The following is a 14738-nucleotide window of genomic DNA, read 5'->3' as shown; positions in this document are numbered from 1 at the left end:
TCGGCCCCGTCTTGGCGGGACTCCGGCCGACCGACACAGGCCGTCGCGGACATGGCGCGATATGGTGTGCGTCGGTTGACAATATCGGTTGGCTCGGGCCGCCTGCGACTGCGACCATTGCCGGATGACGCACAAGGATTCAGGATATTACACGGCATATACAAAAACGGCCCGGATCCTCCGTCGGGACGATCCGGGCCGTCGGCCGTGCGCGGGGCCGTCACTTGGCGCCGTGGGCGCGCATATAGCGCAGGGCTTCTCGGCGCTCCTCCTTTTCGAGGCGGTCGAGATAGACGTGGCCGTCGAGATGGTCGCATTCGTGCTGGAGCATGCGTCCCATGAGGCCGCTGCCTTCGAGCACGACCTCGTTGCCGTCGAGGTCGATGCCGCGCACGCGCGCGTAGTCGGCGCGCCGCGTCTTGTACCACAGGCCGGGCACCGACAGGCATCCCTCGTCGCCGTACTGTTCGCCGCGCCGCTCCTCCATGACCGGATTGAGGATGTAGCCGATCTTGCCGTCGATGTTGTACGAGAAGGCGCGCAGGCTCACGCCGATCTGGTTGGCCGACAGGCCGGCGCGGCCCGGGTCGTCGACGGTTTCGAGCAGGTCGTCGACCAGACGGCGCACGGCCGGGGTGATGGCCGTGATCTCGTCGCATGGCGTACGCAGGACGGGGTCGGGGACGACGCGGATTTCTCGGATGGTCACTTGCTGCTCTCCTCGTGGTTGTCGGACTGGCCGTCGCCGGCCGCGGCGGGCTCGGCCGTCTCGTCGCGTTCGGACGCGTCGCCGTCAGCCTGCTGCCGTTTGATTCTGTCCTGCATGGTATCAAACGCCTGCCGAACCATCGGCGTGACGTTCTCGGACGCCTGCTTGACGCTTTCGGACGCCTGCTTGACCGTTTCGGTGGTCTTGTCGAGGATCTGCACGGTCTTGGGCAGCGGGCGCGCGGGCGACTTGGACGTGTAGATCACGTTGTCGATCACGTCGGCGTACCGCTGCAGCACCTTCGGACGCACGACCTTCAGGCTGGCGGTCAGCGTGCCCTTGTCCTGGCTGAATTCGTCGTCGAGGATGGCGAACTTACGCACGGATTCGGCGCGCGACACGTTGCTGTTCGCCTGGTCCACGTACTGCTGGATGAAGGCGCGCACCGCGTCGGACTGGGCCACCTCGCTCATCGGCATGTCGGGATCGAGCCCCTGCGCCTCGAGCCACGACCGGGTCATCTCGGGGTCGAGCTCGATCAGCGCCGCGACGAACGGCTTGCCGTCGCCGATCACGACCGCGTGCGACACGATCGGGCAGGTGCCGATCGTGTCCTCCATCGGCGCCGGGCTGATGTTCTTGCCGCCCGCGGTGATGATGATGTCCTTCTTGCGGCCGGTGATGTAGATGAATCCGTCGTCGTCGATCGTCGCGAGGTCGCCGGTGTGCAGCCATCCGTCCGGCTCCATCACCTCGGCGGTGAGCTTGGGCTGCTTGTAGTAGCCGAGGAAGACGCTCTCGCCGCGGATGAGCAGCTCGTCGTCGTCGGCCAGCTTCACTTCGGCGCAGCCGGGGTGGCCGACCGAGCCGACGCGGTTGGAGTCCTGGAAGTTGACCATGCAGGGCGCCGCGGTTTCGGTCATGCCGTAGCCCTGGATGAACGTGATGCCGTCCATGCCGTTGAAGAAGTGGGCGAGATCGACATTGAGGGGCGCGCCGCCGCAGGCGAGGTACTTGAGGTTCGGTCCGAGCGCGGAGCGGATGGACGAGCCGACGGTCTTCATGAAGAACGCGTGCTCGATGCGTGCCTTGACCGAATGGCGTCCGCTGTCCTGGGCATCCTTCGACCACTGCACGAAATGCGCGACCGCCTTGGCGAACACGCGGCCCTGGATGCCGGCGCCGGCCTTCTGCGAGGCGGCGTTGTACACCTTTTCGAACACGCGCGGCACGCCGAGCAGGTAGGTGGGCTTGAAGCCGCGCAGATCGGCCAGCAGGTGCTTGGCGCCCGGGATGTAGCCGACCACGCCGTGCGAACCGATCGCCACGTACTGGATGTAGCGTGCGAAGCAGTGCGCCAGCGGGAGGAACAGCAGCAGACGGCTCGGCTGGTAGAGCATGTCGTTGAGCACCTCGTAGCCGTTGAGCACGGTGTGGGTGAAGTTGCGGTGCGAGAGCATCGCGCCCTTCGGCTTGCCGGTGGAGCCGGAGGTGTAGACGATGGTGGCCATGTCGTCGGCCTGCACGCGCGCGATGGCCGCGTCGAGTTCGGCGTCGGTGACCGATTCGCCGAAGTCGGCCACCGCGTCGAGCCCGGACGCCTTGAAGTTGAAGACGTACTTGAGGCCGTCTCGACCCTCGCGGATCTGGTCGAGCGTCTGCGCGTGCGCGTAGTCGCCGGCGAAGGCGATGACCGGATCGACGTCGCCGACGATGTTCGCGGCCTGCTTGGACGAGTCGGTCTCGTAGATCGGCACGCTGACCGCGCCGATGGCCGCGCAGGCGAAGTCGACGACGCCCCACTCGTAGCAGGTGGCCGAATAGATGACGACCATGCTGCCGGCCTTCACGCCGAGGCCCATCAGGCCCTTGGCGATCTGGCGCACCCGTTCGTTCATCTGCCCAGCGGTGACGTCGTGCCATTGACGGGTCTCGTCGTCCTGCCATTGGGCGATGAGGTCGTCGGGATCGCGCTCGACCCTGTTGGCGAGCAGCGAGTATATGGTGTCCTTCTCGGTGGTTGGCCGAATCGTATCCACGGAATATTCACGCAACATAGTAAGTACTATAACGCGTGCCGGCCCTCGCCGCGGCCGTGGTCCGGCCGATCGGCGATCGACGGCGGGCGGGAGCCGGATCGCCGCGTCAGCCGACGTCGACCATCACGCACATCCAGCGGCTGCCGGTCTCCTGCAGGATGAGGTTCACCCAATGATGCTCCAGTCCGATGGTCAGGTGGACGGCGACCTCGATGCGGGTGGGGCTGACCAGCATGCCGTGCAGGGATTGCGGGATGACGGGCAGCGTTCCCATCGGATGGCCCTGGCCGGGCAGGTTGTCGCCGCGCAGCAGCATGGCCATCGTGTCGAGCTTGCGCAGGCAGGGGCTGGTGACGCTGCGCTGCAGCTTGGCCCGGGGCAGCCGGCCGCGCACCATGTCGGTGGCCATGCAGGAGATGTGGCAGGACGACAGCGCCAACGCATGGCATTGCCGTGCGTCGATCTGCCCTGCGAAGCATCGTGCGATGCGGTAGGGCACCGGCTTCTTCGACAGTTCGATGAAGAGGAACCCTTCGAAGGGCGGGATGGGATTGCGTTGCCACAGCGAGAAGAGGCGTTGGTTCACGATGGTTGTTTCCTTGATCTCTCTTGAATAGCGAACGTTGTCATAACGGACGCCGCACCGTCGACCACGACGGCATGACACCACCTCAACATAGAAACGGGCACCCGTCAAATCGACGGGCGCCCGTTATGGACAACGTTTGCAAAAACCGATCGGAACCCGACCGCCGGTCAGCGGCCGTACGGCGTGACGACCACGTTGCAGCGCTGGAAGTTCTTGACGTCCACGTAGCCGGTGGAGGCCATCGCACGGCGCAGCGCGCCGATGTAGTTCACCTGGCCGTCCGCCTGATGGCTCGGCCCGAACAGGATCTGCTCGAGGGAGCCGACCGTGCCGACGTCCGTACGGAAGCCGCGCGGCAGCGTCTGGTGACGGGCCTCGGAACCCCAGTGCTTGCCATGGCCCGGCGCCTCGGTGGCGCGGGCGAGCGGCGCGCCGAGCATCACGGCGTCGGCGCCCATGGCGAGGGCCTTGACGAAGCTGCCGGAGTCGCCCATGCCGCCGTCGGCGATGACCTGCACGTAGCGGCCGCCCGACTCGTCCATGTAGTCGCGGCGAGCCTCGGCCACATCGGCGATGGCGGTAGCCATCGGCGCATGCACGCCGATCGTCTTGCGGGTCGCGGAGACCGCGCCGCCACCGAAGCCGACCAGCACGCCGGCGGCGCCGGTGCGCATGAGGTGCAGGGCCGCGGTGTAGTTGGCCGCGCCGCCAACGATGACCGGCACGTCAAGGTCGTAGATGAACTTCTTGAGGTTGAGCGGCTCGTGATCCTGGCTGACGTGCTCGGCGGACACGACGGTGCCGCGGATGACGAACAGGTCGACGCCCGCTTCGAGCACCGTGGAGTAGAACTGCTGGGTGCGCTGCGGCGACAGCGCGCCGGCGACGGTCACGCCCGCGTCACGGATCTCGTGCAGACGCTCGGTGATGAGTTCCGGCTTGACCGGCTCGGCGTAGATCTCCTGAATGCGGGAGGTGGCCTTGTCGGCCGGCAGATCGGCGATTTCGGCAAGCAGCGGCTCCGGATCCTCGTAGCGGGTCCACAGACCCTCGAGGTCCAGCACGCCGAGCGCACCGAGCTTGCCCATGGCGATCGCGGTCGCCGGGCTGGTCACCGAATCCATCGGCGCGCCGATGACCGGCACGTCGAACTCGTAGGCGTCCACCTGCCATGAGGTCGACACGTCCTCGGGATCGCGCGTACGACGGGAGGGGACGATGGCGACATCGTCCAGCGAGTAGGCCAGACGGCCCTTCTTGCCCAAACCGATTTCAATTTCCTGAGACATGATGCCAAGGCTAATGCCGAGTCGTGACAGTCCGCGTTTCGGATACGGCACGCCCGCCCGTTACAAACATGCGCTATGACTTGACCCATATCCGCCAGTCCATTAAGGAGACAACATGGCCAAAATCAAGGTCGAAGGCACCGTCGTCGAACTCGACGGCGACGAGATGACGCGCGTCATCTGGAAGGACATCAAGGATCGGCTGATCCTGCCCTATCTGGATGTGAATCTCGACTATTACGATCTGGGCATCGAGAACCGCGACGCCACCGACGACCAGGTCACCATCGACGCGGCCCATGCGATCCAGCGCGAGCACGTCGGCGTCAAATGCGCCACGATCACGCCCGACGAGGCACGCGTCAAGGAGTTCGGTCTCAAGAAGATGTGGAAGTCCCCGAACGGCACGATCCGCAACATCCTGGGCGGCACGATCTTCCGCGAGCCTATCGTCATGAGCAACGTGCCGCGTCTCGTGCCCGGCTGGACGAAGCCGATCGTCGTGGCCCGCCACGCGTTCGGCGACCAGTACAAGGCCACCGACTTCAAGGTGCCGGGGGCCGGCCGGCTGACCGTCACGTTCACCCCGGAGGACGGTTCGGAGCCGATCCAGCACGTCGTCTACGACTACGGCCCGGACGGCGGCGTGGCGCAGGTGCAGTACAACGTGAACGATTCGATCCGCGGCTTCGCGCGCGCCTGCTTCAACTACGGCCTGATGCGCCACTACCCCGTGTACCTGTCCACGAAGAACACGATCCTCAAGGCGTACGACGGCCAGTTCAAGGACATCTTCGCCGAAGTGTACGAGACGGAGTACAAGGACCGCTTCGAAGCCGAGGGGCTCACCTACGAGCACCGCCTGATCGACGACATGGTGGCCAGCTCGCTCAAGTGGCATGGCGGCTACATCTGGGCATGCAAGAACTACGATGGCGACGTGCAGTCCGATTCCGTGGCGCAGGGCTTCGGCTCGCTGGGCCTGATGACCTCGGTGCTCATGACCCCGGACGGCCAGACCGTGGAGGCCGAGGCCGCGCACGGCACGGTGACGCGCCACTACCGCCGCTGGCTCAAGGGCGAGAAGACCTCCACGAACCCGATCGCGTCGATCTTCGCATGGACGGGCGGTCTCAAGCACCGCGCCGACCTCGACGGCACGCCCGAGGTGCGTCACTTCGCCGAAACGCTGGAGAAGGTGATCGTGAACACCGTGGAAGGAGGCCAGATGACCAAGGACCTCGCGATGCTCATCGGCCCCGACCAGCCGTGGCTCGACACCGAGGGCTTCATGAACGCGCTCGACGAGAACCTCGCCAAGGCGCTGCACTGACCGGCACGTCGGCAGACCGGCACGGCCCGGATGCGTGGATCAGCACGCATCCGGGCTTTTTCATACCCGACCTACTAGAATCATCTCAGCATAACCGACCGCCATGTTGGGGAGGATGGATCATGGCCTTGCGAATCGGACGCGCCGTGCGGCGCATGACGTCGATGGCGGCATGCCTTGCCATGACGCTGGGCCTTGCCGCCTGCGCGCCGGACGGGCCGACGTCGGACAACGCGGACGCCCAGACGAACGGCACGCAGTCGCAGACCGCGTCGGCCGGCGCGGTGGCGATCTTCACGCCGTCCGACGGTGTGACCATCTCCGGCAACACGCCGCTGAACAAGTGGACGAAGTTCGTTCCGGCGCTGACGCAATCGTTGCGGGACGCCGGCGTGGCCAAGAAACGCATCATGGCGTCCTCCGCCGACGATCTCGACAAGCAGAGCCGCGACATCCAGGACTACGTGGTCTCCGGCGTGTCCGCATCCGACGCAGCCCAATCAGACGCGGCCCAGTCCGATGCCACCGACACGGCCGACGCGAAGCATACGACGCTCGTCGTCGCCCCGGTCACGTCGCCTGACGACACGGTCCGCCAGTACGGCGATTATCTCGACCAGACCGTCGCGAACAGCACCGACGGCGGCACCGCCGACGCGAAGGGCAGCACCGAGGGCACCGATACCGAGGCGGTCGAACGGCTCGCGTCCGCGCTGCGTCTCGCGCAGGAGAACGGCATGCACGTGATCCTGCTAGCCGGTACGATCCCCGGATTCCAGCCGGACGTCTACGTGCGCATGTCCACCGCGGAACAGATCGGCGCCGTGCAGGCGCGCAAGCTGGCCGACAAACTCGAACTGGACAAGACGAGCGTCGACAATCCCAAGAACATCGAGGTGCTGCTGCCGTACAGCGTCGCCGCCACGGACGGTTCGGCGTCCGGCGATGCGCAGGACGCGACGCCTTCGGACGACAGCGCAGCCTTCGCCAAGGCGGCGTTCAAGGGCGTATGGTCGGTGCTGCAGCCGTATTTCCGGTCCGGGCAGGCGGTGAGCCCGTCCGGCATGCTGACCGCGGACACCGGCGACGACGATTGGATGAACGTCGCGTTCGCCTCGTCCAAGGACACGGACGTGCGCGACGAGCTGCGCCGGCGGCTGGGCATGGACGACCACGCGAAGACGCATACGCGCATCGACGGCATCATCGCGATGAACGACTACGTCGCGTCGGGCGTGGTCAAGGAGCTGACCGATCTGGGCTATACGGGTTCCGCGGCCGACATCAATCCGGAGATCACCATTTCGGGCATCGTGGAGAACATCACCGGCAAGAAGGACCTGCAACGCGGCAAGGTGCCCGATCCGATCAAGGCCCCCGAAGCGGACGGCGAGACGACCGATGGCAACGACGATGCCGACGCCGCGAAGAACGCCGAGACGATCAACGCCCGCTGGCCCATCGTCACGGGGTACGGCGCATACGTCGACTCGATGCCGCAGATCGTCGCCGGCCAGCAGTGGATGACCGCGCTCGAGAACCGCGACGCGCTGGCGGACGACGTGGCGAAGGCGAGCCTCGCGCTCAACGCCGGGTCCAAGCTCAGCAAGGCCGACGTGGCCGCATTGGGCTCGGCCAAGATCAACGGCAAGACGACCCCCGTCATCAGCGAGGATCTGCTCGCGGTGAGCGCATCGAACCTCAAGGCCACGCTGATCGACACGGGCTACATCTCGTTGGCGGAAGCCGGCCTGTAGGGCCCGTCCGCGGTGCCCGCCGGTGACGGTTCGCCGGCGGCCTAGTGACGGCCCAGTGACGATCCGGTGACGGTTCAGTGGCGCGCGACACCGTGACCCATCCCGCCGCCGACGGTTATCCACAACGCCTCAGCCCAGCAACGGCAACGATTACGGGGCAATATACCCCCTACTTGTCCACATCGAGTTATCCACAACACGCCGAGCGTCGCCGTTTGCGTCCACATTGCCCGGTTGGCCTTGTGCGCCCCGGCACGGGTCTGGTGCACTGGAACCATGACCATTGCAATCACCACCAGCCAGACCACCATCAGCCCCACGTCCACAACGGGCGAGCTCGCCGCACGGCTCGCGGACCCCACGCTCGATCCGAAACGGCTCGGCTCGCTCGGCGAGGATTACGCCGCCCTGTGGCTGCAGCGGCAGGGCTGCACGATCCTCGACCGCAACTGGCGGACGCGCTACGGCGAAATCGACCTCATCGCGCTGACGCATCAGCGCGTCATCCTGTTCGTCGAGGTCAAGACGCGACGCAGCACGCGGTTCGGCGTTCCACAGGAGGCGGTGACCGCACGCAAACGCATGGGACTGCGACGCGCCGGCGTGCAGTGGCTGACCGACCCCGAACACCGATTCGCCCACCGCGGCGTGCGGTTCGACGTCATCGCCATCACCGTGCCGTCGCACGGCCAGCCGGCGGTCAATCACATCCGGGAGGCGTTCTGATGGCCATCGGCAGCGCATTATCGGTCGGATTGCTCGGACTCAAGGCCTTCATCGTGCAGGTTCAGGCGTTCGTGTCGCCGGGACTGCCGCATTTCTCGGTCGTCGGACTTCCCGACGCCTCGCTCAGCGAATCGCGCGAACGGGTGAAGTCCGCATGCCAGGCGAGCGGATTCCACTGGCCGGAGACCCGGGTCACGGTCAACCTCTCCCCCGCATCCATGCCGAAACGCGGATCGTCGCACGATCTGGCGATCGCGGCGAGCATCCTGAGCGCATCGGGCGTGATCCCGCACGACTGCCTCGAACACACCATCACGCTCGGCGAGGTGAATCTCGACGGCACGGTGCTGCCGGTGCAGGGGCTGCTGCCGATCATGCTGCTCGCCCGCGAGCGCGGCATACCGCGGATGATCGTGCCGCAGGGCAATGCGCAGGAGGCCGCGTTGGTCGAGGGTCTAGAGGTGACGTGTATCCGTCATGTCGGCGAGCTGATCGAGCTGATGGGCGGTGACGCGCGGTATCGGATTCCGGCCGACACGCCGGCGGCCTCGTCCTGCGGTGCCGATGCCGAGCCGTTCACGCCGCCGGTCGCGGGCGATATGGGCGAGGTGGTCGGTCAGCATATGACCAAGTGGGCGTTGCAGGTGGCGGCCGCCGGCGGGCATCATGTGATCATGGTCGGCCCTCCGGGTTCGGGCAAGACGATGCTTGCCTCGCGCATGCCGGGCATCATGTGCCCGTTGAATGCCGACGAGGAGCTGGAGGTGGCGTCGATACGGTCGTTGTGCGGGACGCTGCCGTATTTCGGCATCAGTGACGTGCCGCCGTTCGAGGCGCCGCATCACACCGCGTCGAATGCCGCGCTGGTCGGCGGCGGTTCGGGGCTGGCGCGTCCGGGCGCGATCACGAGGGCGCATCGCGGCGTGCTGTTCATGGATGAGGCGCCGGAGTTCTCCTCGCAGGCGTTGCAGACGTTGCGTGAGCCGTTGGAATCCGGGTATGTGTCGTTGTCGCGGGCGAAGGGCACGACGCATTATCCGGCACGGTTCCAGTTGGTCATGGCCGCGAATCCGTGTCCGTGCGGGTTCGCGTATGGCAGCGGCGAGCGGTGCACCTGTCGTGAGCGGGAACGGGTCCGTTATTTCGCGCGGCTGTCGGGTCCGATTCTCGATCGGATCGACATTCAGGTGGAGGTGCCGCCCGTCGATCGTATCGGCGGGGATGATGGCCGGCCTCGGGAAAGCAGTCGGGATATGCGCCGCATGGTGGTGCTGGCGCGGACGGTGGCGCGGGAACGGTTCGCCGCGTACGGGTGGTCGTGCAATGCGCAGGCGTCCGGAGAGTGGCTGCGTGCGCGGACGTCGGCGAAGGTGATCGCGTCGGTCAATCATGCGTTGGAGACGCATCGGCTGAGTCTGCGTGGCGCGGATCGTGCGATGCGGTTGGCGTGGACGTTGGCGGATCTGGGCGGGCGCGTCTCACCCGGCGTTGACGAGATCGATCAGGGCATCATGTTGCGGACGAGGCTGCGATGACCGGCGGGATCGGTGCAGACGGCGCAGCCAGTGCACAGACATTGACGACCGGCGTGCAGACGTTGGCGCTCGCCACGCTCACCTGTTGTCTGGACGGCGCGGATGCCATCATGGTCGCCGCGCTCAAAGGCGTCGACGGTGACGCGACGGCGTTGCTGCGGCTGATCGTCGACGCACGGCCACGGGAGGTTCAGGGGTCTCGGGCGGGTGCGGCCCGGCGCGCGTTGGATGACGTGTTCGCCGTGGGATTGGCGCGGTGGGGTCGTCAACGCACGACGCGGGCCATGCAGGCCTTCCACACCGCGTTGGCCGGCTGGCATCGGCGGTTGGCACGGTTGGAGTCACTGGATCCGGCCGATCTGGAACGGCGGTTGACGGCCCATGGCACGCAGTGGATCATCGACCCGTCAAGCCCGTTCTGGCCGACGCAGCTGGCCGATCTGTCCATCCGCAAGGATTGGGCGCCTCCGTTGTGCCTGTGGGGCGTGGGCGATCCGGCCGCGTTGACGAGCTGTTCGAAACCGGTGGCGGTGGTGGGTTCGCGCGGCGTGAACGAGTATGGCCGGGCGTTGGCGCGTGGGTTCGGCGAGCGTGCCGCGCTGGCCGGTCATCTGGTGGTCTCCGGCGGGGCGATGGGCGCCGATGCGGCCGCACATTGGGGTGCGTTGGCGGCGATGGATCGGTCGCCGGATCGGACCGCGATCGGACGTACGGTGGCGGTGTTCGCCGGTGGATTGGATTTGGCCGGGCCGCAATGCAACCGCCGGCTATTCGAGGCCATCGTGGAGCACGGCGGTGCGCTGGTCAGCGAACTGCCGCCCGGCACGGTTCCGGAGGGCCGCCGGTTTCTGCTGCGCAACCGCATCATCGCGGCGTTGGCATCCACGGTCGTCGTCACGCAGGCCCGGCTGCGTTCCGGCGCCCTCAATACGGCGAATTGGGCCGCGGAGCTCAACCGTGAGGTGTATGCCGCGCCCGGTGACGCCGGTACACCGCACAATGCGGGATGCAACAGGCTGATTCACGACAACCGGGCGATCCTGCTGTTGTCGGCGAGCGCTGAGGGCGTGTGCCATCCGGCGCATGCGCCCGTGCTGCCGGCCGTGCCGTCACCCGTGCCGTCGGAATCGTGTGGCGGTTCGGATGCCGAACGCGACGACGGCGATGCGATGTGTCGTTCGGTGGCCGCGGCGCTGCGGCGTTGTCGGCGCGATCGGGTCGCGGCGAGCGTCGCGGCGATCGCCGAGCGGATGGATGGGGTACCGTCGATCGGTCGGGCGTTGGCGTTGCTGGGCCGGTTGGAGGCCGATGGGCTGGTGACGGTTGCGGATGGCGTCGTGTCGGTGCGGTCGAAGGGCGGAAAGGAGGGAAAAGCGGGGTCTCGTGTGGTCGGCTCGCATGAGTGCGGATGAGACGAACGGTCAGGCGTCCCATTGGCATCGGGACAGGTCGACGCGCCAGCCGTCGGCGCCGGCGTTGCCGTCGTCGGTCCGCGGCGGGATGAACGGCACGCCTTCAGTTTCGAGGAGCGCGCGTTGCTCGTCGGGACCGCCGAAGGCGAATCCGGGGGCGAGCGAACCGTCGCGGAAGACGACGCGATGGCAGGGGATCACGCCGGGTTCGGGGTTGGCGTGCAGGGCGTATCCGACGAATCGTGCGTTGCGCGGGTTGCCGGCCAACGAGGCGATCTGCCCGTAGGTGGCGACCATGCCGCGCGGTATGCGGCGCACCACGTCGTATACCCGCTGGTTGAATGCTACTGTCATGGGTTCCATTATGGCGCGCCGACGCTTCGTCCCGACGTCTCCCGACAATCGTGGGTATGAGTCCGAAGCATATCGAAGACATGTATGATGCGGTGATCGTCGGCGCGGGCGCGGCCGGCCTGTCGGCGGCGTTGGGAATGCTGCGTTCCGATGCGATCCGCGGGTTGCGCGATGACGGCGTCGAGCCGAGGATCCTGGTGATCTCGAAACTGCAGCCGTTGCGTTCGCACACCGGTTCCGCCGAGGGCGGCATCGCCGCGAGCCTGGGCAACGTGGAGGCCGATGACTGGCAATGGCATTATTTCGACACGGTCAAGGGCGGCGATTGGCTGGTCGATCAGGATGCGGCGAAACTGCTGGCCGAGTATGCGCCGCAGACGGTGATCAATCTGGAACGTGACGGCGTGGCGTTTTCGCGTACCGACGACGGGCGTATCGCGCAACGCCGGTTCGGCGGCCACACGAAGGATTTCGGCAGGGAGCCGGTGCGTCGCGCGGCGTATGCGGCCGACCGCGTGGGCCATCAGATCCTGCATTCGCTGTGGCAGCAGTGCGTGGCGGCCGGCGTCGAGTTCGCCGAGGAATGGTACGTGACCGATCTGGTGCTGGATGCCGATCGTTCCCGTGTCGCCGGCGTGGTCGCCTACGATACGCATGCCGGTGCCGTGCATGCGATCCATGCGCGCAATGTGCTGCTGGCGACCGGCGGCGCAGGACGCCTGTTCCATACGACGTCGAATTCGTGGGATCTGACCGGCGACGGCATGGCGTTGGCGTTGGCCGCGGGATTGCAGTTGGAGGATGCCGAGTTCGTGCAGTTCCATCCGACGGGTCTGGCGCATACGGGCATTCTGCTGTCCGAGGCGGCGCGCGCCGAGGGCGGCGTACTGCGCAACGCGGACGGCGAGGCGTTCATGGCGCAGTATGCGCCGGAGCATCGTGATCTGGCGGCGCGCGACGTGGTGAGCCGGTCGATCATGGCGGAGATCGACGCCGGCCGCGGCGTGGCCGATCCGAAGGATCCCGACGGCCCGAAGGACTGCGTGTGGCTGGATATGACCGGCATCGACCGCGATCATATGGAGGCGGTGCTGCCGCAGGTGGTCGAAACGATCCGCAAATACGCGAACATCGATCCCGCCAAGCATTGGGTGCCGGTCAAACCGACCGCGCATTACACGATGGGCGGCATTCCGATCACGACGGACGGCGAGGTATACCGGTGGATGGCCGGCGACGATGCCGGTCGGCGTACGGTGGTCGAGGGACTGTTCGCCGCCGGCGAATGCTCGTGCGTGTCCGTGCATGGCGCGAACCGTCTGGGCGGCAACTCGCTGCTCGACGCCTGCCTGTTCGGCAACCGTGCCGGATTGGCGTTGGCCGCGCGGATCGTCGAACATCCGGTCGACGATCCGATGGCCGATGCGGCGGATACGACGGACGACCCGCTGACGGCGGCGGTCGATGCGGCCGCGGCCGCGCGCAAGGACGAACTCGCCATGCTGCTCTCCCCCGCCGACGCCGCGGATGATGCGGCCAACGGCGCGTCCGACGCTATCGACGACAATCCGTACCGGCTGCTCGCCGATCTCGGCCGCGTCATGGAACGGGCCGTGGCGGTCCGGTGCAGCGCCGACACGATCGGCACGGCGCTCGCCGCGTTGCATGACGAGCTCGCGCCGCGTGCAGCCGCGCTGCACGCGCACAGCGACATGGCGGCGTTCAACCAGGAGGTCACCGCGATCTGGGAGGCGCGGCATCTGGTGTCGCTGGGCGAAACGGTGCTGCGCGCCTCCGACGCACGGCATGAGTCGCGCGGCTCGCTCAAGCGGCTCGACTATCCCGACCGTGACGATGCGCATTTCCTCGCCCACTCGATGTGCTCCGGCGACGGGCTGCTCTGGCAGCCGGTGCATATCGTCGACTACCCGCCCCAGGCGCGCGCATACTGACGGCCACGGCTTATGGCACAATGTAATGTCGATTCCGGTGTGATCAGGAGGCAGGAAGTATGAGCGGCATGGACGATGCGCTGACCACGGTGACGTTGCGCGTGAACCGGTTCACCCCGCGTCCCGAACGTGACCGCGGTGCTCGTGGCGGCAGTCCGTTCGCCAAGAAGGGCGGATCCCCGTTCGGCGGCGGCGCGTCGCGCAACCGTCGTCCGCGCGGTAAGCAGTGGACGCAGGAGTATACGCTGCGCGTCCGCCCGGAGGACACGGTGCTCGACTGTCTGCTGACCGTCAAGCGCACCGTCGATCCGACGCTCGCCTTCCGGTATTCGTGCGGGCATGGCATGTGCGGTTCGGATGCGGTCGCGATCAACGGCACGCCGACGCTGCTGTGCACCGCGACCGTCAAGGATTGGGCGCAGCGTCCGAACCCGTTCGCGCAGCCCGACGACGAGGGCTTCCGTCACACCGGCGACGCCGATGACGAGACGACTCTGCCCGACGCCGGGACCGACGCATCGGATGGGCTTGGCGTGATCGAGCTTGCGCCGCTTCCCGGCTTCCCCGTCCAGCGCGATCTGATCGCCGACATCGATCCGATGCTCGACCAGATCCGCAAGCTCAAGCCGTATCTGCAGGCCGACGGCGTGCTCGCCACCACGCATGACGGCAAGGTGGATGTGTTCGAATACCTGCAACGGCCCGAACAGCTCGCCAAATACGAGATGCTGTCGAACTGCATCGCCTGTGGCGTGTGCGAGGGCAGCTGCCCGGTGTTCGCCGGCGGCGACGCGTTCATTGGCCCCGCCGCGCTGATCGCGGCATCCCGGTTCGTCAACGATTCCCGCGACACGGCCACGGCGGCGCGTCTCGACGCGATCGACACGGCGGACGGCGTGGCTGCATGCCAGTCGGTGCGCGCCTGCTCGCGACAATGCCCGCGCGGCATCGATGTCGGCGAGGAGATGTGGCAGATCGTCGCCAAGGTCAAAGAACGTTGAGCTCCCGCCATATGCGGGTGCGGATCGCGGATATACACGGTA

The 14738-nt window shown here is 66.8% G+C and carries 12 protein-coding genes; 7 read left to right on the top strand and 5 right to left on the bottom strand.

Annotation, left to right across the window (positions count from 1 at the left end):
- Positions 1-220: 220 nt before the first annotated feature.
- The 4 genes from DSM100688_RS01740 to DSM100688_RS01725 form a co-directional block, all read right to left on the bottom strand.
- Positions 221-709 (bottom strand): peptide deformylase, encoded by a 489-nt coding sequence (locus tag DSM100688_RS01740; RefSeq protein ID WP_152357436.1) that lies wholly within the window; start codon positions 707-709, stop codon positions 221-223.
- Positions 706-2766, bottom strand: a complete 2061-nt coding sequence (locus DSM100688_RS01735; RefSeq protein ID WP_152357435.1) for an AMP-dependent synthetase/ligase — start codon at positions 2764-2766, stop codon at positions 706-708. Before DSM100688_RS01735 ends, DSM100688_RS01740 begins: the two co-directional genes overlap by 4 nt.
- Positions 2767-2854: 88 nt before the next feature.
- On the bottom strand, positions 2855-3334 hold the full coding sequence (locus DSM100688_RS01730) for an Rv3235 family protein (RefSeq protein ID WP_152357434.1): 480 nt from the start codon (positions 3332-3334) through the stop codon (positions 2855-2857).
- 170 nt (positions 3335-3504) lie between these two features.
- Positions 3505-4626 (bottom strand): GuaB3 family IMP dehydrogenase-related protein, encoded by a 1122-nt coding sequence (locus DSM100688_RS01725; protein WP_152357433.1) that lies wholly within the window; start codon positions 4624-4626, stop codon positions 3505-3507.
- Positions 4627-4741: 115 nt separating this feature from the next.
- Between DSM100688_RS01725 and DSM100688_RS01720 the strand changes: the two genes are divergently transcribed.
- The 5 genes from DSM100688_RS01720 to DSM100688_RS01700 all read left to right on the top strand — a co-directional run bounded on the left by DSM100688_RS01720 (position 4742) and on the right by DSM100688_RS01700 (position 11389).
- Positions 4742-5959 carry an NADP-dependent isocitrate dehydrogenase gene (locus tag DSM100688_RS01720; protein WP_152357432.1) on the top strand — a complete coding sequence of 406 codons (1218 nt, stop codon included), beginning with the start codon at positions 4742-4744 and terminating at the stop codon, positions 5957-5959.
- A 122-nt stretch (positions 5960-6081) separates the two neighbouring features.
- The gene (locus tag DSM100688_RS01715; RefSeq protein WP_163146769.1) at positions 6082-7716 is read left to right on the top strand and encodes a substrate-binding domain-containing protein; all 1635 of its coding nucleotides are present in this window, start codon (positions 6082-6084) and stop codon (positions 7714-7716) included.
- Between the two features lie 276 nt (positions 7717-7992).
- A complete protein-coding gene (locus DSM100688_RS01710) occupies positions 7993-8442 on the top strand; it encodes a YraN family protein (protein ID WP_152357431.1) in 450 nt (149 codons plus the stop codon).
- Positions 8442-9977, top strand: coding sequence for a YifB family Mg chelatase-like AAA ATPase (locus DSM100688_RS01705; RefSeq protein ID WP_152357430.1), 1536 nt, complete (start codon positions 8442-8444; stop codon positions 9975-9977). Before DSM100688_RS01710 ends, DSM100688_RS01705 begins: the two co-directional genes overlap by 1 nt.
- Positions 9974-11389 (top strand): DNA-processing protein DprA, encoded by a 1416-nt coding sequence (locus tag DSM100688_RS01700; protein WP_152357429.1) that lies wholly within the window; start codon positions 9974-9976, stop codon positions 11387-11389. The genes DSM100688_RS01705 and DSM100688_RS01700 overlap by 4 nt, the downstream gene beginning before the upstream one ends.
- Positions 11390-11398: 9 nt before the next feature.
- On the opposite strand, the gene DSM100688_RS01695 is transcribed toward DSM100688_RS01700, so the two are convergent.
- Positions 11399-11743 carry an MGMT family protein gene (locus DSM100688_RS01695; protein WP_152357428.1) on the bottom strand — a complete coding sequence of 115 codons (345 nt, stop codon included), beginning with the start codon at positions 11741-11743 and terminating at the stop codon, positions 11399-11401.
- Positions 11744-11799: 56 nt separating this feature from the next.
- On the opposite strand from DSM100688_RS01695, the gene DSM100688_RS01690 reads away from it, so the two are divergent.
- Positions 11800-13695 (top strand): FAD-binding protein, encoded by a 1896-nt coding sequence (locus tag DSM100688_RS01690; RefSeq protein ID WP_152357427.1) that lies wholly within the window; start codon positions 11800-11802, stop codon positions 13693-13695.
- A gap of 59 nt (positions 13696-13754) precedes the next feature.
- Positions 13755-14696 carry a succinate dehydrogenase/fumarate reductase iron-sulfur subunit gene (locus DSM100688_RS01685; protein WP_152357426.1) on the top strand — a complete coding sequence of 314 codons (942 nt, stop codon included), beginning with the start codon at positions 13755-13757 and terminating at the stop codon, positions 14694-14696.
- The last annotated feature ends 42 nt before the right edge of the window (positions 14697-14738 follow it).

The sequence above is a fragment of the Bifidobacterium ramosum genome, from assembly GCF_009299505.1.
Lineage (GTDB): Bacteria > Actinomycetota > Actinomycetes > Actinomycetales > Bifidobacteriaceae > Bifidobacterium > Bifidobacterium ramosum.
Note: the sequence above shows the minus strand (reverse complement) of the source record. Positions and strands in the feature narration are given on the sequence as shown.

Bases quoted from the DNA above. Each gene is read 5' to 3' on its own strand.
- DSM100688_RS01685 (WP_152357426.1), top strand. From the start codon at position 13,755: ATGAGCGGCATGGACGATGCGCTGACCACGGTGACGTTGCGCGTGAAC.
- DSM100688_RS01720 (WP_152357432.1), top strand. From the start codon at position 4,742: ATGGCCAAAATCAAGGTCGAAGGCACCGTCGTCGAACTCGACGGCGAC.
- DSM100688_RS01695 (WP_152357428.1), bottom strand. From the start codon at position 11,743: ATGACAGTAGCATTCAACCAGCGGGTATACGACGTGGTGCGCCGCATA.
- DSM100688_RS01705 (WP_152357430.1), top strand. From the start codon at position 8,442: ATGGCCATCGGCAGCGCATTATCGGTCGGATTGCTCGGACTCAAGGCC.
- DSM100688_RS01690 (WP_152357427.1), top strand. From the start codon at position 11,800: ATGAGTCCGAAGCATATCGAAGACATGTATGATGCGGTGATCGTCGGC.
- DSM100688_RS01715 (WP_163146769.1), top strand. From the start codon at position 6,082: ATGGCCTTGCGAATCGGACGCGCCGTGCGGCGCATGACGTCGATGGCG.
- DSM100688_RS01700 (WP_152357429.1), top strand. From the start codon at position 9,974: ATGACCGGCGGGATCGGTGCAGACGGCGCAGCCAGTGCACAGACATTG.
- DSM100688_RS01735 (WP_152357435.1), bottom strand. From the start codon at position 2,766: ATGTTGCGTGAATATTCCGTGGATACGATTCGGCCAACCACCGAGAAG.
- DSM100688_RS01725 (WP_152357433.1), bottom strand. From the start codon at position 4,626: ATGTCTCAGGAAATTGAAATCGGTTTGGGCAAGAAGGGCCGTCTGGCC.
- DSM100688_RS01710 (WP_152357431.1), top strand. From the start codon at position 7,993: ATGACCATTGCAATCACCACCAGCCAGACCACCATCAGCCCCACGTCC.